Genomic DNA, 24,260 nt, shown 5'->3' with positions numbered 1-24,260 from the left:
CTGGCAAATATTAACTATGGTCAAGAAAAGGGAGGTGACCATTGCATGGATATCAATCGTTATACGCAAAAATCCCGGGAAGCCCTGGGGGCCGCCCAGCAGCTGGCGGCGGCCAGGCATCACCAGGAGGTCACGGGTAAACACCTGCTGGCGGCACTGCTGGCCCAGGAAGGGGGTATGGTGCCTCGTTTCGTGGAGCACGCCGGGGTCAGCCCGGTGAGCTTGACCGGCCAGGTGGAAACCCTGCTGAAAAAAATCCCCGTGGTAACGGGTTATGAAGGGTCCCTGCATTTGGGCGGCGGGTTGGCCCGGGTGCTGGCCCGTGCGGAACAGGAAGCCCGGGATATGAAGGATGATTACATCAGCGTGGAGCATTTATTGCTGGCGCTGCTGGAAGAAGGGGAACCCGAAACCCGTGATGTACTGCGTAAAAGCGGCCTGACCCGGGATGTGCTGCTCAATTCACTGCGGGCGGTGCGGGGTAACCAGCGGGTGACGGGAGAAAACCCCGAGGAAACTTACGAGGCGCTGGAACGTTACGGTCGTGATTTGACCAAACTGGCTTCCGAGGGCAAGCTGGACCCGGTAATCGGCCGGGACACTGAAATCCGGCGTACCATGGAAATACTCTCCCGGCGCACCAAGAACAATCCGGTACTCATCGGCGAGCCCGGCGTGGGCAAGACCGCCATTGTGGAGGGCCTGGCCCGGCGCATTGTGGCCGGTGACGTGCCCGAAGGGCTGAAGGAAAAACGCATTATCGGTCTGGATATGGGGTCGCTGCTGGCCGGGGCCAAGTACCGGGGCGAGTTTGAGGAACGGCTGAAGGCGGTGCTCAAGGAAGTGCAGCAATCCCAGGGCCGTATCATACTGTTTATCGATGAGCTGCATACCGTGGTGGGGGCCGGTAAAGCCGAAGGGGCGGTGGACGCGGGCAATATACTGAAACCCATGCTGGCCCGGGGGGAACTGCGCACCATCGGGGCCACCACCCTGGACGAATATCGCAAGCATGTGGAAAAGGATGCCGCGCTGGAAAGGCGTTTCCAGCCCGTGCAGGTACAGCCGCCTTCGGTGGAGGATACCATCTCCATACTGCGGGGCCTCAAGGAACGCTATGAAGTGCACCACGGGGTACGCATCCAGGACAGCGCTCTGGTGGCGGCGGCCACTTTATCCGATCGCTATATTTCCGACCGCTTTTTACCCGACAAGGCCATCGATTTGATGGACGAAGCGGCGGCCCGGCTGCGCACCGAGATTGACAGCATGCCCGCCGAGCTGGATGAAATCACCCGGCGCATTATGCAACTGGAAATTGAAGAAGCCGCTTTGAGCAAGGAAACTGACCCGGCCTCGGCGGAGCGTTTGAACAAAATCAAGGCTGAGCTGGCCGAGCTGCGGGAGGAATCCGGTGCCATGCAGGCCCAGTGGCAGGTGGAAAAGCAGGCCATATCCCGGGTGCGGCAGTTGAAAAAGGAAATTGAAGAAACCCGCCAGGAAATTGAACGGGCCGAGCGGGAGTATGATTTAAACCGCCTGGCCGAGTTAAAATATGGCCGGCTCAATGAACTGGAACGTCGCCTGAAAAGCGAGGAGGAAAACCTGGCCGGCAAGCAAAAACACGGTATGCTGCTGAAAGAGGAAGTGGACGAAGAGGATATCGCCCGGGTGGTGAGCCGCTGGACGGGTATACCGGTAACCAAGCTCATGGAAGGTGAAAGGGAAAAACTGATCCACCTGGATGAGGAACTGCACAAGCGGGTGGTGGGGCAGGATGAGGCGGTACGGGCCGTGGCCGACGCTGTGCTGCGGGCCCGGGCAGGTATCAAGGACCCCAACCGCCCAATTGGCAGCTTCATTTTCCTGGGACCCACCGGCGTGGGCAAAACCGAGCTGGCCCGGGCGCTGGCCCAGACATTGTTTGATGACGAGCGCAATATGACCCGGTTGGATATGTCCGAATACATGGAAAAACACACCGTGGCCAGGCTCATCGGCGCTCCCCCGGGTTACGTGGGCTATGAGGAGGGCGGCCAGCTCACCGAGGCGGTGCGGCGCAAGCCCTACTCGGTGATATTATTGGACGAAATCGAAAAGGCCCACCCCGATGTGTTCAACGTACTGTTGCAGCTTCTGGATGACGGGCGGCTCACCGACGGGCAGGGGCGTACCGTTAATTTCCAGAACACGGTGGTGATCATGACCTCCAACCTGGGCAGTCATGAAATACTGGCCCAGCAGGAGCGGGGCGGTGATTTTGAGCGAATGAAGGAGTCGGTGCTGGGCATACTGCGGCAGCATTTCCGTCCCGAGTTTTTGAACCGGGTGGATGAAATTGTAGTGTTCCACGCCCTGAACCAGGCCCAGGTGCGGCAAATTGCGGAGCTGCTGCTGAAAAGGCTGGCCAAACGCATTTACGCCGGCACAGGTATCAAACTGGTCTGGGATGATAGTGCTTTGAACTACCTGGCCAATAAAGGTTACGAACCCGTTTACGGTGCCCGGCCCCTGAAGCGGGTGATCCAGCAGCTGGTGGAAACTGCTTTATCCCGAATGATTATCAAAGGGGAAGCGGGGCCGCAACAAACGGTTGCCTTGCGGGTGGAAAACGGTGAATTGCAGCTGGGTGTTAAAAATAAGTAAATTATTCCTTATAGACAGGTTGACAGAATAGATATCATAAACTATAATTCAGCTAAACATAAATAATTAGAATACAATGATGTATTCAAACAAGTAAAGAGGCTGTCCGTGTATGCGGGCAGCTTTTTGTGCTTATGCTGCAAAGGGTGATTATAATGGCTTGGTTTGAATTTATCGGTGGATTTTCATTGGCTGCAGCAACGGGCATTGCAGCATATTGTTATATGAGAAAACGTTATAAAATTATAATAATTGAATTAAAGAAAAATATTGACAATTGGCAATATGTTCAGTTGCCTCCAACAGATAAAGAAGTTGCTTCCACCGACTTTAAACAGCTGGCGGAGGCACAGGAGGAACTCCTGGCCAAAGTTAGATCCCTGGCCCAGGAAATACAGCTGACTTCCCAGCAGGTCAGGGCTGCGTCCAATCAAGTGGAGACTTCCGTAGCTTCGGTTTGCGGTATGAAAGAGGCTTTGAGGCAAATGCAAGATTTGGCTGCGACATTGCAGCAAACCTGTGCCGGTCTTGAAGGTGACTTTTCGGCAAGTAAAGAGGCGACCTCCCGTGTGCAAGATGCCATGGGGAGGATAAATGAGACGGTACAGGCCATTACCGGTGATAATAATGAGATGAAGCAGCATATTGACACTCTTGAAAGCGCGGTTGCCGAAGTGCGTTTGATAGCCGAGAATATTGGCGATATATCCGGTCGTACCAAAATGCTTGCCTTAAACGCGTCTATCGAAGCTGCCCGGGCCGGTGCGCACGGCAGGGGGTTTTCAGTGGTGGCCGGGGAAATAGGTAAACTTTCCGATCATACCGCCGGAGCGGTTCGACAGGCCTTCAATCTGTTGGAAGGTATGAAGTCAAATGTGGATACGGTGGTGAGCAGTATCACCGGCAGCCTTGAATCTTCTGCCATGGTTGCACAACAGTTAAAGGACATTGAGGAGACATTCACCGGTAGTTTTAAAATTTTGCAAAGAGTGAACGATATTGTCGTTGAAAGTTTTTTGGAGGCCAATAAATCCCTGCAGAGTTCGTCCGAGGCATTGGAAACCCGGTTTAAGGACCTTGAAAAAATAGAAAACACGGGCAAACTGATGTCCAAGCTGGCCGGCAACCTGGAACAGGTGGCGGATAGAAACCGGTTGTCGTATGTTATCAATCAAGAAATTGATTTACGCATTAAAACCGTTAAGGAATTATTAACCAATACTGCCGGGCAGGTAGATATTATCAATATGCAGCCAAACCGGCACGAAAATATACTTACCGGTATAAAAAAAGATCATCCCTATCTTGAGGCTATCTGGTCAAACGACCATACCGGGAATTTTATTTTTTCCCTGCCGCCCGCAGGATTGGCTTATGCCGGAGTAAGGGAATGGTGGCGCAGGTCTATGGCCGGGGATAAATATACCTCGGAAATTTACATATCGGCCATTACCCGGCAGCCATGCATAACGGTTTCGGTGCCTATTTGCGATAAGCGCGGAGTGACCGGCGTACTGGGTGCAGATGTGAAGTTAACTTAAAATCGTTATCAAGTATAAGAAAAGCGCCCCCGTTTAAGTTCTGCCTGAGCGCTTTTCAGTACTTTAATCCTTGGCGCTTGCCATAAATAGGGCAAGCATAATTTTCTAAAGTATAAAAAAGGTTGAAAGCCTTTGACTTTCAACCTTTTAACACCCGGCACCAAAGGGTAACGAGTATAAAATGCAAAACATATTAAAAAAAGCCCGGTTTTACCGGGTAATAATGTCGAAAGTTTTAGTTGCAGCATTTAAAACCGTTGGCCGAGTCTCCCCATTCGTCGGTCATGTGCAACTTGCTGACAAAACTGTCACAGGGGCGGTTGTTGGCCTCTACCGGTTGTTTGGTTTTTTCGCACATTGACGCCTCAATTTTTTTCCACTGCTTGAAATGCAGGCAATCTTTACATAACATTTTCCCACCTCGGTTCCTACTCGAAGGTATACCCAAAGACGCACAAGTATATTATAAGCAATTGCAGGTGTAAATGCCAGGGAAAGTTATCCTGAATTGCCCAGTAAGATTTTATAATTTTTGACAACAAAATCACTATAATTTCAATTTTCAACAACTGGTATAAAAATAACAACCTAAAAAAATAGACCTGAAATAAATCAGGGCTCTGTTCTATAAGGAGGCATACAACAACTGCGGTAATTTACAAATTCTATAATAACACACCGGCATTGATTGCAGGCAACCTAAAATATTTACTAAAAAGGGCTGGGGGCCGGGCTTTTTAAAGCTTGCCGGCCAGGTTGTAAATTTGTACTTGTATGAACTCACAGGGCTGGATGACCGCAAAACCATGCCCTCCGGGCCCATTCAGATACGCCGCTTATCTAAAAAAGCCCGGTATTCTACCAGGCCTTTTAGTGTTCTAATTTAGCTTACCATCTGGTCCAAGGTGGGTTTCTTGTTGGTTTTGGTCCAGATGTTCATTTTAGTGGCTTCCCGAATCAGTTCGTCCTGGAATTTGGGATGGGCCAATTCCACCAGTGCTTCGGCCCGCTCCCAGGTGGATTTGCACTTCATATTGGCAATACCGTTTTCCGTTACCAGGTACATAACCATGGGCCGGGGGGTGGTGACAATGGTGCCCGGGCTCAGCGTTGGTTTAATGCGGGAGAACATTTCGCCTTTCTTGTTGGTGTAGGTGGAGGGCAGGCATAAAAAGGCCTTGCCGCCCTTGGACAGGTATGCCCCTTCCACAAAGTCCACCTGACCGCCGGTACCGCTGATTTGCCGTGGGCCGCTTGATTCCGCAGCCACTTGGCCGAACAGGTCCACTTCCAGCACTCCGTTGATGGACATAACCTTATCGTTCTGGGCAATGATATGGGGGTAGTTGGTGTAATTTACCGGGTAGGAAGCCACTGCCGGGTTGTTGTGCACAAAATCGTACAGCTTCTGGCTACCCAGGGCGAAGGTGAACACCATCTTTTCCCGGTCGATGTTTTTGCGTTTGCCCGTTAGTTTGCCAGCCTCCCACATATCCAGGTAAGCGTCGCACAGCATTTCGGTATGGGCCCCCAAATCCTTGAGATCGGACTGGGCTATCAATTTGCCCAGGGCATTGGGCATACCCCCGATACCTAGCTGGATGCAAGCTCCGTCCTCCAGTTCGTTTAACACCAGGGCGGCTATTTTGTGGTCCACTTCAGTGATAGGCAGGTTGGGAATGGCCGGCATAGTCCAGTCGGCCTCCACAATCATATCCACTTCGGATATATGAATGCTTTCGCTGTTGCCGCCGGGCACCCGGGGCATTTTAGGGTTCACTTCCACAATAACCTTTTTGGATATATCACAAACTGCTTTGGTATAGGTATTGGAAAGTCCGAAATTAAAGTAACCGTGCTCATCCATGGGAGATACGGCGATCATAGTAACGTCGGCCTTGACATACTGGGCGTAGCTGGGACATTCCCGGAAAAGAATGGGGATAAAATTACACAAGTTGTAATCGTGCATGCGCCTGTCAATCAAGGTGAAGTGGCCGCTGTTGAAGATAAAACTTTCCTTTTTAGGGTCGGCCAGCACCGTCATGGGCGGCCCGTAAGCCCGGGCGGCCGAGCGGATATTAACATTCTCCAGCTCGTCTTTGCGCTTGGCCAGGGCCTTGTCCAGTTCCACCACCTGATTGGCAAAGGTGCCGTAATCCACCCAATCACCGGATTTTACTACTTTAACCGCTTCATCGGCAGTACATAATTTAGATTGATACTCCGCGCTATACCGCATAGATACTCTGCCTCCCCTATGGTATTCTTGTTGTCTGTCATTAAGGGGTGCAAGAACGGTGCCAACAGGCAAACCCAATGGTTTAGGCAAATTATAATATTTAGAATATTTTTTTTAGGGCGAATTTAACTTTGATGTCTCTATTTAGCGTCACGATTATTGCCATATAGCGCTGCCCGCGGTACTGATCCCGGTATGTCTCAAGTGTAGCAAAAATGCGACACTTGGTTTATGTCGATGTAGCATTTAATTCATTCTCTCCATTTTCCTGTACAGAACAGAACGGTGTATACCCAGCAACCGGGCCGTTGCCGTTTTATTGTGCCCCGTGGCGGTAAGTGCTTTAAGAATGGCCTTTTCTTCGGCTTCCCTGACCACTTCCTCCAGGGGTCTGATGGTAAGATCCAGGGATTGCCCCCTTAACTGTTTTTGCAATCTTTTCTCCAGTACAGGGAAGTCCCCGGGGGAGAGGATATCCCTATCCCTTAGATTGATGGCCTGTTCCAGGAAATTTTCCAACTCCCGCACGTTACCGGGCCAGTCATACTGCATAAACAACTCCATCACCTCTTTATCCAGTCCGGCAACGGTAGCGTTTAAGGATCTATTTAACTTGGCAATCAGGTGTTCTGTTAAAAAAGGTATATCTTCCTTACGCTCGCGCAGGGGCGGAATCTGGAGCAAAACTACATTTAAACGATAATATAAATCCGCCCGGAATTGCTGGCTCATAATCATTTCCTCCAAATTACGGTTGGTGGCCGCAATTACCCGTACATCCACCGGTACCGGTTTAGTGCCGCCGATGCGCTCAATTTCCTTTTCCTGTAATACCCGTAGCAGTTTGGCCTGCATAGACTTGTTCATATCGCCTATTTCATCCAGGAAGATGGTTCCGCCCTGGGCAATTTCAAATTTACCCAGCTTGCCGCCCCGTCTGGCCCCGGTAAAAGCCCCCTCATCGTAACCGAATAATTCGGATTCCAGCAATTCGGTGGGTATGGAGGTGCAGTTAACCCGTACAAAGGCCCGGTTGTTACGGGGGCTGGCGTTGTGTATGGCATGGGCGAACAACTCCTTGCCCGTGCCGCTTTCACCGGTGATTAATACAGTGGAAGAAGTTTTGGCCACTTTTAGCACTTTTTGCTTTAATCTAAGTACCTGCCGGCTGTGGCCGATAATGTCGTCGAGATGATACTTGGCCCGGCGTTCCTGGTCCAGTTCCGCCCGGTAGTTGGCCAGTTTATTTTCTAACCGTTCAATTTTTTTTACAAACTCCCGGGCCAGGGACATTTCATCCTTAAATATACTTTTACCCAGTACGCCGATGATCCGGCCATCTTTCTCGATGGGTAATCTGGTGACCGGAACCTTTTGGCCTTTATATTCCCAGATATCGCCGAACTGGGGTTGGCCGCTTTTTAATACATGCAGCAAGCGGGTTTGGGGTACTACTTCCTGGATATGCCGGCCAAGCACTTCATCCGGTGTATACCCCAGGAATTCTGCATAACCTTGGTTGATTAACCGAATTATGCCCTGTTCATCAACAAAAATTACCGCCTCATGGGGGTTTTCCACGATGGCCTCCAATATCTCTTCCTTGGTTAAAGAATTATTTTTTTTGGTATTCAATTGAGTCACCCCTTGATGTAACATTTCGATGACTATTACTTTAATCCTTGTTGGCGGAGAAACTAAAATACCCGGCACCGTGCCAATTATGGCCAACTTGTCTGCTTTACATGCAGTATAATTATGGTAAAATGGAGTAACTGATTGACCTGTATAATTTTTAGACCAAAGGAGAGTTTTTATATGAAAGCTTTTTCAACCGAGCAAAACGCCATGGGTGTCATCAGCTATAACGAAGACGTGCTCAAAACCATGACCGGCATGGCTATATCCAGGGTGGACGGTGTGGCCGGGATTGAAGGTTCGGGTAATATACTGACCCGAAAAAACCTGTCCCAAATCAATAAAATTTTTATGGAAGATAAAAAAGTAAACATTGACCTGTCCATTGTGGTGGAATATGGATTACCGCTGCGGGAGACAGCACAAAAGGTACAGCGGGAAGTCAGGGAAATGATTGGAACCATGACGGATTTAAATGTGGGTGCCATAAATATAACCGTTGCGGGGTTGGATATTAAAGATTAGCCCGCCGGGCGGGCCGGTCAGAACATAATCACGATACTTGCGGCCACCGGGTGTTTTTTGCCGTATTCGCTTCCTGAGTTTCCCGTGTCGCCTGGTCAAAATAATATTTGGCGTACCAGAATCCTCCGGCCGCCAGTTCCACCCGCAGTAATACCAGCAAAACCATACCCGGCAGTTGGCAACGACCGGTGTTTTTTTACCATGCGGGTTGTTCCATAACCACCACCTCAATGATTTTATTCACGTTTTAGGCGCATTCCCCTTAGACCGTCTGTTGCCAACGTACCAGCCTTTTGTATTATTAAATCTACTTCACCAAATCTACTTCACCGCCATATCCCATTTTCCCGCCCGGTTGCCGCATGGAAAGACAAATTAACCTCAAATCGTGGTTGATGTATGACTTGTGGCTGCTCAAATGTCAAAAACGGGGTTTATTTGACTTATAAAATATGCTTTTTGACCGGTGGTAAGGTTTGTTATGCAAAAGGTAGTATTTTTACCGTTCGGCGACATTTTATAACATACCGCTAATTTGCTGCGTATTAATGTGAAAACGATGGAGGTGAAAGTGGGTTATGAACAGGCATCTTTTTTTTATCATCACTGCTTGTGTGGTCACCGGTATTACTCCTCTGGTGTTTTCAGAAAGAAATAACATGTTGACTTTTGCTTTGGTAGCCCTGGCGGCGCTATTTATACAAGTCTACTGGCGGGATGTTGTAGTGCAGCTTTTAATTATCCGAGGGGTTTATGCCAATAAAGCAGGTGATCATCAAAAGTTAAAAAACTCTTACTTGCAAATTTATAAACTAATGCCTCACAGCTTTGCCGGTAAAATGGCTATGGGGGTTATATGTTCTTTAGAGAATAATTGGGCCCGGGCTGAGTCTTTTTTCCGGCAGGCTCTGTACTTGCGCCCGGGAAATATATATGTGTCTTTAAACCTGTCAGTGGTGTTGCTGAAAAGGGAACGATACCAGGAAGCGGTCAAACTGCTGAGTATGTTGTTATTTGCCTACCCGCGGTCAGTCATGGCTTATAAAATACTGGCCGAGGCTTACTATCGCTTGGGAGAACTTTATAATGCCAGGAACTGCCTGCTGGCGGCCAGGTTCATCCACCGGCACGACCCTGAGATTGAAGGTTTTTTAAAAACCCTGGAGGAGGAGATCAAAGAGGTGGCATGATGGTAACTATATTTTACTTATGCTTTCCTCTTTAAGGGAAACACCCCTCACAATGGCCCGCTCACCGAAGCGGTCCTTTATTTTATCGCACGCCCGGGCCAGTTTGGACAGGCGTGTTCTCCGGCCGAATATATCGGGTTGAAAATACTCCCGTTTGACCAGATTGCTCAGGGTTACGCCCACCAGACGCACCGCCCAGGCCTCGTGCCAGTGCTTGTATAAAATACGACAGGCAGTGTGATAAATTTCGTCGGGCAGGTCGGTATAATCGCCCATAGTCAGCGATCTGGATAAAAATCGTAGTTGGGTATCCCGCAATGTCAAAACTACGGTACGTCCTGCGTAACCGCCCTGGCGTGCACGCCGGGCCACCAACTCGCATAACTCCAGAAGCACCACTTTTATACTGGAGAAACCCACCAGATCCCGGGGAACCGTCTTTTGCTGGCCGATACTTTTGGAGGTATCCAGGGAAGTGGGTACCACCGGGCTTTGATCAATACCGTTGGCGCAAAGCCAGAGCATTTGGCCGTTTTTGCCCCACCGCTTTTGTAGAATGGGCAGTGGGAAATTGGCCAGTTCACCGATGGTGTGTATGTTAAGATAGTGAAGGTGTCTTTCGTACCTGGGACCGATACCGAATAATTCCCGCACCGGCCTGGGCCAGAAAACCCTTTTAAAGTCATCGTTGCTTTCCAGTATAGTTAAACCATCGGGTTTTTGCACCCCGGCCGCCATTTTGGCGGCCAGTTTGTTGGGTCCGATACCGATGCTGCACAATACGTTCACTTCGGATTTGATGCGCTCCTTTAGCTGGTTGGCGATGCTGCGGGGGGTGCCCCCCAGGTGCAGTATCCCGGTGAGGTCGGCAAAGGCCTCATCGATGGAGAATGGCTCCACCAGGTCTGTGATGTCCCGCATGATGCCCAGTATCCGGCTGGAAATATCTATATACAGCTGGTAGTCCGGTGGAAAGAAGTAACCGCCGGGGCAAAGCTGCCTGGCCTCCCGTACCGGCATACCGGTCTTTACCCCCCGGTCCTTGGCCGGGTAAGAGGCGGCCAGCACTATACCCGTTCTTTTTTCAGGGTCGCCGGCCACAATCACCTCTTTCCCTTGTAGTTCCGGCTGCAGGGCCTGGTGACAGCTGGCAAAGAAACTGTTCATGTCAGCCAATAAAATTACCCGTTTCATAGTTACCACCCAAACAAATGTTTGATTTAATTGTAAGGCCGCCCGTTAAAATAGTCAAGTGGGTATAATTGTCAGCCGGGTGGTACAGGGCTTGTTGGCATACAAAAGCCCAACGTGAAACGTTGGGCCGGGGCTGCTGACAAACAAGTAGATGTGCTTTAGAAACCAATCCTGTTAACTGCCTTTTAATTATCCCTTTGTATTTTCAGTTTTTCGCCCAGGGCGGCAAACCGGCCCACCCAGGCCCAGGTTTCCTCATCCCCTTGTTCCGCCTTGCGCCGCAAGTAGGGATACACTTCATGCAACAGCCGGTAATAGATGTTTTGCACCTTCCACAGATCCACTTCAATGGGCAGTGTGCGGGCCAGGCCGGTCATAGTGTCAAGGTTGCCCAGCAAGTTAAGGTTTGACGGGTCGGCATGCAGGCTTTCAGCCATTTTTTCCAATGTAATTCTGATGACATAGCCCAAGCTGGTGTCATCCAGTTTGATGTCCAGGGTTTTGGCTTCGTTAAACAGGGCATTGATATGCTCAATATCGGGTTCGCTCCGGGTGAAGGAACTGCGCAACTGGGCATTAAGGTTCAACTCGGTGGCGCACAACATGGCCTGGGGCAGGGGTATCCCCAGATCTTTCAAAAATCTCATTAAGGTGGCATGGCGCAGGTAAATCTGTTGGTACTGGTTTTCCAGCTCGGTCAGTGTGGTTTGCATTATTTTGCTTAATATTTTTCGCTGCCGGTCTCGGAAAAGCTGTTTTAATGTAAAAAGGGAACCATTTTTAAAATAACGGTTAAGTAGCAATATAACTTCGGGAAAGTCAGCCCGGTTAAAGGCATCGGTAATTTTTTGCACCAGATCGCGGTACTGTTGTTCGCTGTTAAAGACCTGCACGCTGCAGCTTACATTGTGGTAGGCGAAATAAATCGCCCCGTAGCACAAGATAGCCGATTCCCGGGTTACCATGGAAGTCACCCGCACTTTACCCACAGATAGTTTGGTGGTACCCGCTTTCAAGGTCCGGTTATCCAGTTTTTCTATGTCATAGCAAAAAATGCGGGTATGCTTGTCATAGTTTTCAAAAATGGAACAGATACCATAGTGACCGCCCACCTTGGGCAAATCCACCATGGCCGGGGTAATTTTATGATTATATATATAAGCACCGTCCCGGTATTGGGGATCGTTGCTTTTAGCCCGGGCCAGCATCTCCAAAAACAGGGGCTCCAGCGGGGTGTCGAAAAGATCCCCGGCCAACTGGATTACCCGCCGGGCGTATTGAAGCACCTGTATAGTTTCAATGCCCGATATATCGTCAAAAAACCAGCCGCAACTGGTAAACATCAGCATGGCATGCCGCTGCATTTCCAGCAGTTTGAGCGCCGTTACCTGTTCCTCTGCGTTCAGGGCACCTTTTTTGGCATGGCTGGCCAGAAACTGTTCCACGTTTTCCGGGGAGCGGTCCAACACCACACTGATATAGTCATTACGCGCCGCCCAGGGATCTTTGAACAGCCGGCCGGCGTGTTTTTCGTAGTGGGGGGTCATGGTGTCCCTGAGCCAGTTTAGCGCCCGGCGCAGCGGGGCCCGCCAGGTCTGGACCCAGCCCGGGCGTGTACCGCTGTGGCAGCCGCAATCATCCTGCCACCGGTCCACTCCGTGGGCACAGCTCCAGGCAGTTTGCTCCTTTATTTCCACCTCATGGGTCGGCGGGTGGAGGGCCAGAAACTCTCCATAGTTGGTGATCCGGGCCAAGCGGTTTGATTCTATGTATTCCAGTGCATAAGCCAGCGCCATTTCCCCGTGCCGGTGGTGGTGACCGTAGGTTTCACCGTCGGTGGCGATATGCACCAATTGGGGCCGGTCCGTATGCGGGGAAAAACCCCCCAGCAGCCGGTGGGCAAAACTTTCCCCGTTGGATAGCAGTCCTTCAAAGGCTACGGCCTGGGATATGGGGCCGTTGTAAAAAAATATACTTATCTGGCGCCCGCTTTCAGGTAGGCGTAGCAGATAAGGCATGGTGGGGTCAATACCTTCCGGCCCCACCTCCTGCCAATTACCACCTATAACCCGTACCCGACCGGCCTGGTAAGGTGTTAAAACCGTAAAGCGAATACCTTGCTCGGCCATAATATCAAGGGTTTCCAGATCTACAGCGGTTTCGGGCAGCCACATGCCCTCGGGCTCCCTGCCGAAGCGGTATTTAAAATCCTCAATGCCCCAGTATATCTGGGTATATTTATCTCGCCGGTTGGCCAGGGGCATGATCATGTGATTATAGGCCTGGGCCATGGCAGAACCGTGTCCGGAAAAAAATTGCTGGCTGGCCCGGTCTGCTTCAATGATGGCTTGATAAACCTCGGGATCGCTGGACTCCAGCCAGTCCAGCAGGGTGGGGCCGAAGTTAAAACTGATGCGGGAGTAATTATTGAAAATCTTTCTGATCCAGCCCCGGTCGTTTAAAATACGGGCTGCGGTGTTGCGTGCATAGCATTCCGCATTGATTCGCTCGTTCCAATCATGATAGGGATAAGCCGAATCCTGAAGTTCAACGGCTTCCAGCCAGGGGTTTTCCCTGGGTGGTTGGTAGAAGTGACCGTGAATACATAGAAATCGTTCCATCTCAAACCTCCATTGGGGTCAGGCTTAAAATTTATTAAAGCAACCATAATATTTGTATATATAAATAACTTTTAGGTGACTATAACCGGGAATTGATTCATACCGCAAGTACATATTTATCTCGGGATATGGTATTTTCTTTTTCTTAGCCCGTTTATTACCCGCAGTGCTTTAAGCACCCGGGGCATCCGGGTAAATTCCTCCATATCCGGAGCGGCTTTGCGCCGCCAATTGGGGTATTCGGTGGTGGTGCCCGGGATGTTTTGAGGTGCTTTCTCCAGCCACAAATCCTCCAGGTTTACCAGCAATACCCGGGCCCGGCTGGCGGCCAAATGCTTAAGACAGCCCAGTAATACTTCCCGGTCACTGGCGGTGGGAGCTTTAATCCAGCCTTTGCGGTATAAAAAGTGGGACAGGCCCGTGCGCCGGCGCCGGTTCTCCCTTTGCCAGTACGCCGCAAAGGGAGGCATGTCATGGGTGTTCAGGGCGGCCAGGGAGCGGGCCGGGGGTAAATGCGGCCCCCGGCGAGGTAGCCGGTGTATTTCAAAGGGTAAAATATGCATGCGATATAATTTATGCCGGTTCATTGTTGTGCGAACAACCGCCGGCACGGTACCCAGGTCTTCGCCCACCAGCAGCGTGCGCATACGATGGGATTCCAAGGCTAATATGGCGTAAAATTCCTCGGCCCGGTACTTGACGTACACGCCATCCCGGGCGGACATACCCGCGGGAATCCAGAACAGCCGGTGCAGGCCCATGACGTGATCTAAACGCAGTATGCCGGCATGCCGCATGTGATTGCGCAGGGAGGCGATATAATACCGGTAACCTTGCTCCCGGATGCCTTCGGGATGCAGAGGAGGGAACTCCCAGTTTTGCCCCGAGGTGTTCAGCGGGTCCGGGGGCGCGCCGCAGGCCGCCCCCCGGGCAAAGGCCCGGCCCTCACGCCACACGTCATACCCGGCGCGGTGCACTCCCAGCGGTAAGTCCAGGTATAATCCCGGACCCCGGTGGTTGGCCTGCCCGGCCAGCGCCTGTAATTGTTCATGGGCCAGCCACTGGACATAGGTATGGTAGCGCTCAGCCTCGGGTTCATAATCCCCGGGTTGCAACTCGCCGTTACGCATTCGTTCCGGCCACTTTTGCCAGGTGGCCTGCTGCTTTTCCATGGCGGCCCGAAACCGGGCATAATCCCGGACTGCGGGGTGCTTAATCACCCAGCTTTGCAATGCCTCTTCCCTGACCGGTGTTCTGGCACAGCACTGGGCCAGTAATTCTAAAATACGGCGTTTTACCGCCATGCCCCGGCGGTAATCCACCAGGGGGGCCCGGCGCAGTGCCGCAATCTCACTTTGGAAATCCGGTGCATTAAGCAGCTCCCTTGCTTCCGGGCATATTTTAAGTTCCGGGACGGCGGTGATATTAAGAAAAAACTCGTTCCAAAACAGGCGGCTGGCGGGTGAGTAGGGACTGGGAGAGAAGGGTTGGTCCAGAAAAGCGGCCAGCAGCGGCAGTGTGCCCACCAGACCCCCGCCCAGACTCTGCGTCCAGTGCAGCAGGTGTTCCAAATCCCCAAAATCCCCGGCTGCCCAGCTGTGCTCGGAACGCAGTGCATACAGGGGCAGGAAAACACCCCACACGCGTTTACCAGCCTCTCCCGGGGGCAGGTAGACATGCCTTGGTGCGGATACCAGCAATGTCCGGCAGCTCAGGCCGGGCACGGAAATTACACATTGATGATACCCCGGGGGTAGTTTGCCGGGCAGGGGCAGATGTTTGATTTGGTAAGTGATGCCTTCCAGTGTCGCAGCATTCACCGGGGGCAGTAAGGCCAAGTCGCACGTCCATTCCCTGGTGTCGCCCTGCTCCAGTTCCAGGCGGCACTGGGCCCTTTGGCTGCTGTGGTATGCCGGCAGGCGCAGCTCAATATAACAAAACCGGTCTTCCCAGGCCACCGTCACGGGTTCACAGCACTGCTGCCATTTTTTGAGCCGGCCCTGGCGCAAGGCACCGGGCACGTCGGACAGCCCGGCCACCGGGGCACCCAGTGCCTGCAGTGCAGCCAGCAGTGCTTGCTGCGACGCCTGGCGACGCTGTCCCCCGGCTTCATGGTAAACTGTTTGTAATCCGTACAAACGGGCCAGCTGGCTCAGCGTGTCATAGTGCTTATCCAATAATCTCCCCCCGCAGTTGATGGCATTGTCTGGTGTTACAGGCTGTGTCGCTGTGTTTAATTATGAAAACTATCGATTATTCTGTGCATTTTTACTATCTTTATTATAACTCCGTCGGAGAATACCTCCAGAGTTGCTGGAAAATCTGACAATAGAAAAATGACTGTGGTTTGTGGCTATGCAAATAACAATGTTAAGGACAAAAAAACATTAAAACCCAAGAAAAAGCGCGTTGTTATGCTTTTCCTTGGGCTGTTGTTTGAGGGAACTGATTATCTATGTTCGGCAATTACAGCACGGCCTTTTTGAACTCTTCAATGCCGATGCGTTCGATGAAGCGGGCCGTTCTTTCTCTTTTCTTGGCGTTGGCGGTGTAATAATCAAAACATTTCTTGGCCAGGGCAATGGCCTCCTCGGTGCTTAAATTTTCCGCTATAACGTCACCGATACGGGGGCGACCGCCCGAGTTACCGCCGAAGGTGATGGTCCAGCCTGATTTTCTGCCGAAGGCGCCGAAATCTCTGACATAGCTCTCACCGCAATTCATGGGGCAGCCGGATATACCTATCTTGGTTTTAGCGGGCATGTCCACACCCACAAACATTTTTTCCAGTTCCCCGGCCAGACCCAGGGAATCCTGCTGGCCGAAGCGACAAACCGTGGTGCCGGGGCAAGCCTGCACGTAATGCACACACAGTCCCACGGCCGGTCCCACATACAGCCCCAGTTCCTGCCATACCTCATCAACAATTTCCGGCTTCATGCCCACCAGTGCCAGGCGCTGGGCCGAGGTGATTTTTATAATAGGGATTTGATGCTTCCGGGCTACTTTGGCCACGTTTTCCAGGATATCGGGGGTTATTAGTCCCATGGGTGTTCTGGGCACTATGGCGTAGGTTGCTTTATCGCGCTGAAGAATGGCTCCCTTTGGTTCGTCCGTCATAATTATTCCTCCTTATTTGATATTTAAACTTACGTGTAACTATGATATATTCCAGGTAAGATGTATTTTCCCTGCCCGGTTGATGGCATTTTTATTTGGGATAGAACCTCTGGTGTCGTGTTACATTTGCATCATACTTAGCAGTTTATTTTTAAGTGGGGGATAAAATGGTTGAGACAGGAGTAATGTACACCGGTAAGGAAATAACGCCGGGTGAATTTTTTGGCCAGTTGGCTCGCTTTGTGGCCGTGCTGCGCAGCCTGGGTCTGAACACCGGCACCGCGGAGCTAAGCGATGCAGCCCGGGCACTGGCTGCGGTGGATGTGCTGGACCGGGAACAGTTTCGCCTGGCTTTGCGGGCCACCCTGGTTAAAAGACAGCGGGACGTCCGGGCTTTCGACTTGGCCTTTGATTCTTTTTTTGTCCCGGAAAAGGTTAAAGAACAGCGCCGGCAGCAGGAGGCGGAGGAAGCGGCCCGGCTGGAGCAGTTAATGGAAGACTCCGCCAATGAGTTAAAGGAAGGGGTATCCCGCAGCGGCGGTGATTGGGCCGGTGGGGCTGCCGAGCAGCTCCAATTGACCGGGGAACAGCTTAAAACCTATGCCCGCTTACCCGAAAAGGAGCGGCAGAGAATCAACGACTTGTTGGAAAGCTACCGGGGCAACCCGGTGAACGATCCGTCCAACCTTATTGCCCAGGTAGTGGAGGCTTCCCTGGATTACTGGCGCTATCACCTGAACAGGCGGGATGAGGAACAGGGTCTGGTCACGAGACAGCAGCAGGTGCAGTATACCGGTGATGAAAATGTGGATGAGGTGGTACGTGCAGTATCCCGGGAGCTGGCCTCAGAGCCCGAAGAGTCTTTGCTGGAGAGGGACATGCGTTCCATTGGCGAACAAGATATGCCCCGGGTTACCGTGCTGCTGCGCAAAATGGCCGTCCGGTTGGCCACCGGCCTTTCCCGCCGCTACCGCAGCAGTCGCAAGAAACAGGCCATTGATATCCGCCGTACTGTGCGGGGCAGTGTGCAGTACGGCGGTATTCCGCTGTACCTGCGTTATTGCAGCAAGCGGGTGCAAAAACCCCGGCTGCTACTGATATGCGATGTTTCCGCTTCCATGGCCATGTATGCCCGGCTTATCGTGCAGTTTTTGTACGGTCTGGCCGATGTGGTACGGGATATTGAAACCTTTATTTTTTCCGAGGATTTGGAACGGGTCACTCCCCAACTGCGCAAAAACCTGGGATTTGCAGGCACCATGTCCGCTATTATGGCCCAGAGCGGCCAGTGGGGTAAAACCACCAATCTGGCTCAAGCCCTGCACACATTTTGGGGGCGTTATCATAACCTGCTTACTAAAAATACCTATGTAATTATCGTCAGCGATACCAAGACTCAACAAGCCGAAGACACAGTCCGGCATTTGGCGGAAATGAAAAGACATGTGCGGGATGTGCTGTGGCTTAATACCTTGCCCCGCAGCAAGTGGCGCGACGTAAGTACGGTAGCCCTGTTCAGCCGGGAGGTGCGCATGCTGGAAAGCAATACCCTGTCTCAGCTTGAACGTTCACTGCGCAGCTTATAACTAAAAACGCCGGCATAAATTCGCGATACATGTATACTTAAGTGAAAGGTATGCCAAGCCCGGTGGTGGTAACGCTTTGAGCATTATCACCACTCGTTTTTTACGTATATTATGAATGGTGTATACAATTTTTACCCTATTAGCAGGAGTAAGCATTTATGTGCAGAATTTCATTTATATATAAATAACACCGAGGTGAAATTCGCAAATGAGCTTTTCAAGGAGACCCGTAGTAGCTGCTAAAACCATTAACAACCCCAGTCATCAGGAGTTAAAAGCCCTGGCCCGGGAAGGTAATAAAACTACCAAGTATAATAGTGCCAGTTTTATTTCCTCCGTGCGTAACCGGAGCGCTAAAAAAACCTACATTGTCGAAGACGGGGTGCCCCTGGGTGTAGACCAGCAGGGCATTTCCATTGAGGAAGCCAACCGCATTGCTGATGAAGTGCACGAGTATTTGAAGAAGCAAGAGGTTATCAGGCTGGACCGCCAAATGGGAATGCACCCCGATTTCAGCCTGCATTGCCGTCTGTACATCACCTCCAAATTTGCCCGCATTCCCCTGAAATGGAATATTATGCTCTTCCCGCCGGCCAATCCCGATGCCGAACCTGATTTGGTCAGTATTTATGTGCCCGAATGGCCGGAAAGAGTTATATTTTGCCACCCTCTTTCCTACACCACTTACATTTTGGGTACCGATTATTTCGGTGAAGCCAAAAAATCTTTCCTGCGTATGGCCATGTTCCGTGCCAAAAAAGCGGGCGGGCTTGGTTTTCACGCCGGTAGTAAAGTATTGCGGGTAAAATCAGCGGATAATTCGTTGAAAGATGTGGGTTTCCTCCTATTTGGCCTGAGCGGAACAGGAAAAACCACGCTAACTATGCATGATCATAATTTAACGCCGCCGGAGCAAGCCATCATCAGGCAGGATGATGTGACGATGATGAACCCCCGGGGCTATTGCTATGGTACCGAAAACGGTTTTTATATCAAAACCGAAGGTCTGGACGAGTCCCAGAAGGTATTATATCAAGCGGCACTGAGCCCCGAGGCGATTTTTGAAAACGTAAAGGTGAACGACGACGGCTCCATTGACTTTGACAATAGCGAACTGACTTCCAATGGCCGGGGCGTTATTCGCAGGGAAGATGTTGCAGGTGTTGATAACAGTATCGACCTGGACAAAGCCCACCGCCTGATATTTATCACCCGTCATGACAAGATTGTTCCGCCGGTGGCTAAACTGGATCCCCGCCAGGCGGCAGCTTTTTTTATGCTGGGCGAGTCCGTTGAAACCTCGGCCGGTGACCCCACCAAAGCAGGACAGTCCAAGCGGGAAGTGGGCACCAACCCGTTCATCGTCGGTCCCGAGGGAGAGGAGGGCAACCGCCTGCTGGAAATCCTGGAAGCCAACCCCGACATGGAATGTTATTTACTTAACACCGGCAGCATTGGCATGGGGGGTAACCGTCCGGGGGTTAAAATCAGCATTCATGCCTCCACCACCATTCTCAAGCATATTGCCACCGGCGAAATAAAATGGAAAACAGATCCCGATTGGGGTTACCAGGTGCCGGAATATATCCCCGAACTTGATATGGCCGTTTACGATCCCCGTTCTTATTATAGCGAAGAGGAGTTTGGGGCAATGGTGCAGCAACTAAGGGAGGAAAGGGTCCGGTGGTTGGAAAAATACCCGGAATTAAAACCCGAAATTGTGAACACCATTAAGTGCTTGAATAAATAGCCGGCCGGGTGCGGAAGCCAAAAACTCGTGTATAACATATAGATAAATGAGGAGGGGAGACAGTTGGGTGACATGCATAACTGTCTCCTTATTTTTCCGCTGTGGAACGTTCACCGGTTGCTGTTTGAAAAGCCCGCGTGAGATATGCTTATATATCCACTGGCTTTTTACGGCGCTCACGCGGTTGACATTACACAGGTGCTGGGTGTTGACTTTAGCACCCGCTTTGTCATTATACATAAAAGCAAAAGGCATGAATAATCGACTAATACCAGCGGTTAATTTGGAGGTTTGCATGTCGTTATATTTCGCGGCGATTTAATTCACAGCTGTTCACCAAGCGGCAAGGAGGTGTGTTGTCTGGTTTGGCCTTGCGAGCATGAGGTAAACCGGATTGTTTATGATGAATGTGTTGGTAACCGGAGGTGCCGGGTATATCGGTAGCCATGTGGTAAAAGAACTGCTAAAGCGGGATTACCTGGTGGTCACGCTGGATAATTTGAGTAAGGGTCACCGGGACGCTGTGACCGGCGGGGTGTTCGTGCAGGGGGACTGCGGCGACAGTGTGCTGGTTGGTGAACTGGTCAAACAATACCGAATTAACGCTGTTGTGCACTTGGCTGCGGATAGCCTGGTGGGGGAATCCATGACCAGGCCGGATAAATACTGCCGGAATAACCTGAGTAACGGTGTGGAATTTCTTACTGCTCTGGTGCAGGCGGGGGTGCGGCAGTTTATTCTGTCGTCCACGGCCGCGGTTTACGGCGAACCCGAATATACACCCATTGATGAAGCCCACACCACCCGCCCGATAAATGTTTACGGCGGTACTAAACTGATGTTGGAGCAAATACTGAATTGGTATGAGCAGGCATTCGGGTTGCGTTATGTTGCATTGCGTTATTTCAACGCCGCCGGTGCCGACCCCGAAGGCAATATCGGCGAAGACCACGATCCGGAGACGCATTTGATTCCTTTGATAATGCAGGCGGCTCTGGGCAAACGGGACAAGATAACAATTTACGGCACGGATTATCCCACCCCTGATGGCACCTGCCTGCGGGATTACATTCACGTTTCCGATTTGGCCGTAGCCCATATACTGGCGCTTCAGGCACTTGAGGCGGGCGCCGCTTCCGCTGTATATAATCTGGGCAATGAACGGGGCCACTCGGTGCGCGAAGTGGTGGATGCCGTGCGACGGGTAACAGGGCAAGATTTTACGGTGGAGGAAGGGCCGCACCGGGAGGGCGACCCTGCCGTGCTGGTGGCCAGTTCGCGCAAAATAAAGGAATGTCTAAACTGGCAACCGCGTTACGGTGAACTGGAGGATATCATACGCACAGCCTGGGCGTGGCACAGCAGTCATCCCGGCGGTTACCCCAAAAACAAACCTGGTCGCTAAAACGGCCGGGCATTGTATATAAAAACCGGGTACCGATTCTCCCCAGGAGAATCGGTACCGGCAATCACAACTCATCAAGGCCTTGGCACAACCTTCACACAGAGTTTTGTTTCGCTTATTAACTCAGCGCAAATACGCAGTTCAATGTCCAGTTTGATGCGGTCGTTTTCGATCATGGCCGAAGCCGAAACCAGGGGTTTTTTCCCTGTTATTATTCTAACCTCCAGATTGCCGGTATTGGGGCAATTGAAGTTATCCAGGGGTAATAATTCGTCAAAGTTAAACGGGTATTGCAGCACACTGGTTTCTTTGCCATGTTCGCGTATATACCACATGTGAATTTGGCAATGTCCTTTGGCCCGCAGGGAATTTACCCCGGTACCGGATTCTTCCACCTCCGGTTTTTGCAGTCTTAACCCGATAACCGAACAGCCCATAATCTGGTTGGGCACGCAAACCCGGGGTAGATCAATATAACGGATATATTTAAACGACTTTTGGGCCGTACCGCATACGGTTTTGGTGAAAATCTCCCGGCAGGTATTCCTGGAGCAGGTTATGGCTTTTGCTTCCGTCCCCGCAGCCTCGCTCACCTTTATCCCTCCTGTAAAAGTATTGGTTTTAAAACGTTCAATACGGTATAGATCCTTTCTCGTTGTCCAATTATTCCCTTGTCAAAATATAATATGTTAAAGGCTGTTTAAGTGTGCGAAAACGGGGTGGTAAATACGATTGTGGGCAGGAACGATGAAAAAAGATGTGGAAATTGTATCACAATTGCTTTACCAGTGATAATGTATTAATAGCAGCTTAGGCGGGGAGATGGTTTATTGGATAAAATTGATCTGTTATTGCCAGACGGCGGCACTTATCAAATAGATAACAAACCGGGCCTAACTTACATTATCGGGCCCAATGGTACCGGCAAATCCTATGCACTGAAAAGGTTTGCCCGGGAAAACCTTGATGAGGCGCTTTATATACTGCCCACCCGGGACGATGTGCGGCGCAATTTGGCTCCTGTGGTCAGGCGGGAAGAGGAAGATTTTTTCAGGGAATGGCTGGTCTATGATCAAATTTGCCGGTACTGGAACCGGGCGGTCAAGCAGCCCGGCCTTTTGGCTCTGGCCTTCTCCTTTCTGGAAAGGCTGGGTGTACCCCAGCGGGTATCGGTGAGCGTGGAGGATGGTGAGGTCAAGTTTTGCATGTCCGGCGAAGACGGTTGTAATTTGCCCGCCCGTGATGCCCCTGGATTACTTAATCTACCCCTGCTGGGCATTGCGGTTTATGACCCGGAACGCAAGCTGGTAATCATTGATGAACCCGAGCAATCCCTGCATCCCCAGGCCCAGCATATTTTTGTGCAGGTTTTACGTGAGGTGGCCCGGCTGCAGGATAAACACTTTATTTTAATTACCCACTCGCCCTCTATGGTGGATTTGCGTGATGCCAAAGATTTGGCCAGAATGGTGTTTTTCAGACGCCCCAAAAATTACCTGGTAGAGCGCAAGGTTTTCCAGCTCAGCCCCGAGGACGCCGGACAATATGCCGATCTGTTGCCCAGTTTAACCACCTATAAGAGGGAAGTGCTGTTTGCCGATAAAGTGATTTTAGTGGAAGGCCAGCATGACCGCGATGTATTGACGGCATTGATTGAGTCCGGGGGTTTTCGGGTATCTCTGGCCCGTACCAGTGTGTTGCCCCTGGGCGGGGTGGGTTATATGGCCAGGTACACGGCCTTCTTTAAAGAAATAGGTGTTAAACCCTTTGTAATTTGCGACCGGGACGTGGTATACCCCACGTCGGCCATTCGCTGGTACTGCGGGCGTATGGAGGGAGATAGTTTTGACTGGCGGGGATGGGTTAGCCTGTCTAAAGCCAAGGCCCATGCCCGGGGTTTGCCGGTGGCGGATCAGGGTGACCGGCCCAGTTGGCAGCCCGGTGAGTTTGATATTTTGGACCGCCTGGCCGGTGCGGTGCGGAAGTTGATGAAAAGGGCACTGGAACGGGTGGAGGAGTTTAAGGATGAACTGGTGCCGGTGGAGTCAATGGCCGGTTTACTGGGGGAATTACATAAAAAATGTTCCCCCGGCGGTGATTACCGGGAATACCGGGCCTATCACCTGCTATTGTCCGTTGCTTTGGGTCCCGTGGATTGGCAAAAAACCCCGGTGGCGGATATTTTCAGCCGGTTACGGGAGGCCTATGAACAACTGGCGGAGCAGGCTGACCGCCTGGATATTCTGATCCTGCGGTCCGGGCGGCTGGAAGATATTTATATACACAGCGGGCGCCAGGATTGGTCAAAAACGGAAAAGTCGCTGCGCGAGGCAGCGGACATTCGTACCTATTACCAGGGCAGGCAGGAACAAATAGACGTGGATTATGCGGAGCTGATTGAGCCACTGTTGAGAAAGCGTTTTATCATGCGTTTGAACAATGGTATACCCCACGAGGCCGCCGCCGTGCTATCGGGTAAAATTCACGAAATTTATGACTTTTTGTTTGGAGCGGGAGAGCTGTTCAGGCGTATCCAGCGCCTGGAAAACAGCGGCAAGTTGGAGGAGATATCCCCCGGGGCGCGGGTGGTGTCATATGATACCAAGGCCAGCCCCCCCGAGGTGACTATACAGATACCCCTGCTAAAGGGATACTTATCGCCTGACGGCAGCATTACCTTGAAGGCGGGTGTGCGGCCCGAGGTGTTTAACTTGTTGTATCAGGGACCGGTAAAGAGAGAACCGGTATAAACAGCAACAAACGGCCGCAAGCACTTCGGTAACTGCTACTGTCCGTTTATAC

17 protein-coding genes are annotated in these 24,260 nt (G+C 51.3%); 8 read left to right on the top strand and 9 right to left on the bottom strand.

The window, feature by feature from the left end; genetic code table 11:
* Window positions 1-45 precede the first annotated feature (45 nt).
* Both clpB and LX24_RS10870 read left to right on the top strand, forming a co-directional pair.
* Window positions 46-2,646: an ATP-dependent chaperone ClpB gene (clpB, locus tag LX24_RS10875; RefSeq protein WP_166512184.1), complete on the top strand. Its 2,601-nt coding sequence runs from the start codon at window positions 46-48 to the stop codon at window positions 2,644-2,646.
* A 155-nt stretch (window positions 2,647-2,801) separates the two neighbouring features.
* Entirely contained in the window at window positions 2,802-4,187 is a 1,386-nt protein-coding gene (locus LX24_RS10870; RefSeq protein WP_166512183.1) for a methyl-accepting chemotaxis protein, read from the top strand.
* 235 nt (window positions 4,188-4,422) lie between these two features.
* On the opposite strand, the gene LX24_RS10865 is transcribed toward LX24_RS10870, so the two are convergent.
* The 3 genes from LX24_RS10865 to LX24_RS10855 form a co-directional block, all read right to left on the bottom strand.
* Complete coding sequence (locus LX24_RS10865) at window positions 4,423-4,599, bottom strand: hypothetical protein (protein ID WP_166512182.1); 177 nt, start codon at window positions 4,597-4,599, stop codon at window positions 4,423-4,425.
* 471 nt (window positions 4,600-5,070) lie between these two features.
* Window positions 5,071-6,429: an acetyl-CoA hydrolase/transferase family protein gene (locus LX24_RS10860; protein WP_166512181.1), complete on the bottom strand. Its 1,359-nt coding sequence runs from the start codon at window positions 6,427-6,429 to the stop codon at window positions 5,071-5,073.
* 246 nt (window positions 6,430-6,675) lie between these two features.
* Window positions 6,676-8,064, bottom strand: coding sequence for a sigma-54 interaction domain-containing protein (locus LX24_RS10855; protein ID WP_243131711.1), 1,389 nt, complete (start codon window positions 8,062-8,064; stop codon window positions 6,676-6,678).
* Window positions 8,065-8,247: 183 nt separating this feature from the next.
* Between LX24_RS10855 and LX24_RS10850 the strand changes: the two genes are divergently transcribed.
* Complete coding sequence (locus LX24_RS10850; protein WP_166512180.1) at window positions 8,248-8,592, top strand: Asp23/Gls24 family envelope stress response protein; 345 nt, start codon at window positions 8,248-8,250, stop codon at window positions 8,590-8,592.
* Between the two features lie 28 nt (window positions 8,593-8,620).
* Here the strand turns inward: LX24_RS10850 and LX24_RS15180 are convergent, their stop codons facing one another.
* Window positions 8,621-8,752: a hypothetical protein gene (locus tag LX24_RS15180; RefSeq protein WP_279233211.1), complete on the bottom strand. Its 132-nt coding sequence runs from the start codon at window positions 8,750-8,752 to the stop codon at window positions 8,621-8,623.
* Between the two features lie 418 nt (window positions 8,753-9,170).
* Between LX24_RS15180 and LX24_RS10845 the strand changes: the two genes are divergently transcribed.
* Window positions 9,171-9,782 (top strand): tetratricopeptide repeat protein, encoded by a 612-nt coding sequence (locus LX24_RS10845; RefSeq protein ID WP_166512179.1) that lies wholly within the window; start codon window positions 9,171-9,173, stop codon window positions 9,780-9,782.
* 6 nt (window positions 9,783-9,788) lie between these two features.
* Here LX24_RS10845 and LX24_RS10840 read toward each other — a convergent pair whose 3' ends face one another.
* The 4 genes from LX24_RS10840 to LX24_RS10825 all read right to left on the bottom strand — a co-directional run bounded on the left by LX24_RS10840 (window position 9,789) and on the right by LX24_RS10825 (window position 16,717).
* On the bottom strand, window positions 9,789-10,976 hold the full coding sequence (locus LX24_RS10840; RefSeq protein ID WP_166512178.1) for a DNA polymerase IV: 1,188 nt from the start codon (window positions 10,974-10,976) through the stop codon (window positions 9,789-9,791).
* Between the two features lie 185 nt (window positions 10,977-11,161).
* The gene (locus tag LX24_RS10835) at window positions 11,162-13,597 is read right to left on the bottom strand and encodes a DUF3536 domain-containing protein (RefSeq protein WP_166512177.1); all 2,436 of its coding nucleotides are present in this window, start codon (window positions 13,595-13,597) and stop codon (window positions 11,162-11,164) included.
* 116 nt (window positions 13,598-13,713) lie between these two features.
* Window positions 13,714-15,774 (bottom strand): 4-alpha-glucanotransferase, encoded by a 2,061-nt coding sequence (gene malQ / locus LX24_RS10830; protein WP_166512176.1) that lies wholly within the window; start codon window positions 15,772-15,774, stop codon window positions 13,714-13,716.
* Between the two features lie 289 nt (window positions 15,775-16,063).
* The gene (locus LX24_RS10825; protein WP_166512175.1) at window positions 16,064-16,717 is read right to left on the bottom strand and encodes a nitrite/sulfite reductase domain-containing protein; all 654 of its coding nucleotides are present in this window, start codon (window positions 16,715-16,717) and stop codon (window positions 16,064-16,066) included.
* 167 nt (window positions 16,718-16,884) lie between these two features.
* Here LX24_RS10825 and LX24_RS10820 point away from each other — a divergent pair, with 167 nt between their 5' ends.
* The 3 genes from LX24_RS10820 to galE all read left to right on the top strand — a co-directional run bounded on the left by LX24_RS10820 (window position 16,885) and on the right by galE (window position 21,458).
* On the top strand, window positions 16,885-18,303 hold the full coding sequence (locus tag LX24_RS10820) for a vWA domain-containing protein (RefSeq protein WP_166512174.1): 1,419 nt from the start codon (window positions 16,885-16,887) through the stop codon (window positions 18,301-18,303).
* Between the two features lie 208 nt (window positions 18,304-18,511).
* The gene (locus LX24_RS10815) at window positions 18,512-20,053 is read left to right on the top strand and encodes a phosphoenolpyruvate carboxykinase (ATP) (protein ID WP_166512173.1); all 1,542 of its coding nucleotides are present in this window, start codon (window positions 18,512-18,514) and stop codon (window positions 20,051-20,053) included.
* Between the two features lie 403 nt (window positions 20,054-20,456).
* On the top strand, window positions 20,457-21,458 hold the full coding sequence (gene galE / locus LX24_RS10810; protein ID WP_166512220.1) for a UDP-glucose 4-epimerase GalE: 1,002 nt from the start codon (window positions 20,457-20,459) through the stop codon (window positions 21,456-21,458).
* Window positions 21,459-21,532: 74 nt separating this feature from the next.
* Here the strand turns inward: galE and cotE are convergent, their stop codons facing one another.
* Window positions 21,533-22,051: an outer spore coat protein CotE gene (gene cotE, locus LX24_RS10805; protein WP_166512172.1), complete on the bottom strand. Its 519-nt coding sequence runs from the start codon at window positions 22,049-22,051 to the stop codon at window positions 21,533-21,535.
* Between the two features lie 237 nt (window positions 22,052-22,288).
* On the opposite strand from cotE, the gene LX24_RS10800 reads away from it, so the two are divergent.
* The gene (locus LX24_RS10800; RefSeq protein WP_166512171.1) at window positions 22,289-24,208 is read left to right on the top strand and encodes an ATP-dependent nuclease; all 1,920 of its coding nucleotides are present in this window, start codon (window positions 22,289-22,291) and stop codon (window positions 24,206-24,208) included.
* Window positions 24,209-24,260 lie beyond the last annotated feature (52 nt).

The organism is Desulfallas thermosapovorans DSM 6562 (genome assembly GCF_008124625.1).
Classification (GTDB): Bacteria; Bacillota; Desulfotomaculia; order Desulfotomaculales; family Desulfallaceae; genus Sporotomaculum; species Sporotomaculum thermosapovorans.
Note: the sequence above shows the minus strand (reverse complement) of the source record. Positions and strands in the feature narration are given on the sequence as shown.

Coding starts and splice junctions, on each gene's coding strand:
- clpB (WP_166512184.1), top strand. CDS start 46: ATGGATATCAATCGTTATACGCAAAAATCCCGGGAAGCCCTGGGGGCC.
- LX24_RS10870 (WP_166512183.1), top strand. CDS start 2,802: ATGGCTTGGTTTGAATTTATCGGTGGATTTTCATTGGCTGCAGCAACG.
- LX24_RS10865 (WP_166512182.1), bottom strand. CDS start 4,599: ATGTTATGTAAAGATTGCCTGCATTTCAAGCAGTGGAAAAAAATTGAG.
- LX24_RS10860 (WP_166512181.1), bottom strand. CDS start 6,429: ATGCGGTATAGCGCGGAGTATCAATCTAAATTATGTACTGCCGATGAA.
- LX24_RS10850 (WP_166512180.1), top strand. CDS start 8,248: ATGAAAGCTTTTTCAACCGAGCAAAACGCCATGGGTGTCATCAGCTAT.
- LX24_RS10845 (WP_166512179.1), top strand. CDS start 9,171: ATGAACAGGCATCTTTTTTTTATCATCACTGCTTGTGTGGTCACCGGT.
- LX24_RS10840 (WP_166512178.1), bottom strand. CDS start 10,976: ATGAAACGGGTAATTTTATTGGCTGACATGAACAGTTTCTTTGCCAGC.
- LX24_RS10835 (WP_166512177.1), bottom strand. CDS start 13,597: ATGGAACGATTTCTATGTATTCACGGTCACTTCTACCAACCACCCAGG.
- LX24_RS10825 (WP_166512175.1), bottom strand. CDS start 16,717: ATGACGGACGAACCAAAGGGAGCCATTCTTCAGCGCGATAAAGCAACC.
- LX24_RS10820 (WP_166512174.1), top strand. CDS start 16,885: ATGGTTGAGACAGGAGTAATGTACACCGGTAAGGAAATAACGCCGGGT.
- LX24_RS10815 (WP_166512173.1), top strand. CDS start 18,512: ATGAGCTTTTCAAGGAGACCCGTAGTAGCTGCTAAAACCATTAACAAC.
- galE (WP_166512220.1), top strand. CDS start 20,457: ATGAATGTGTTGGTAACCGGAGGTGCCGGGTATATCGGTAGCCATGTG.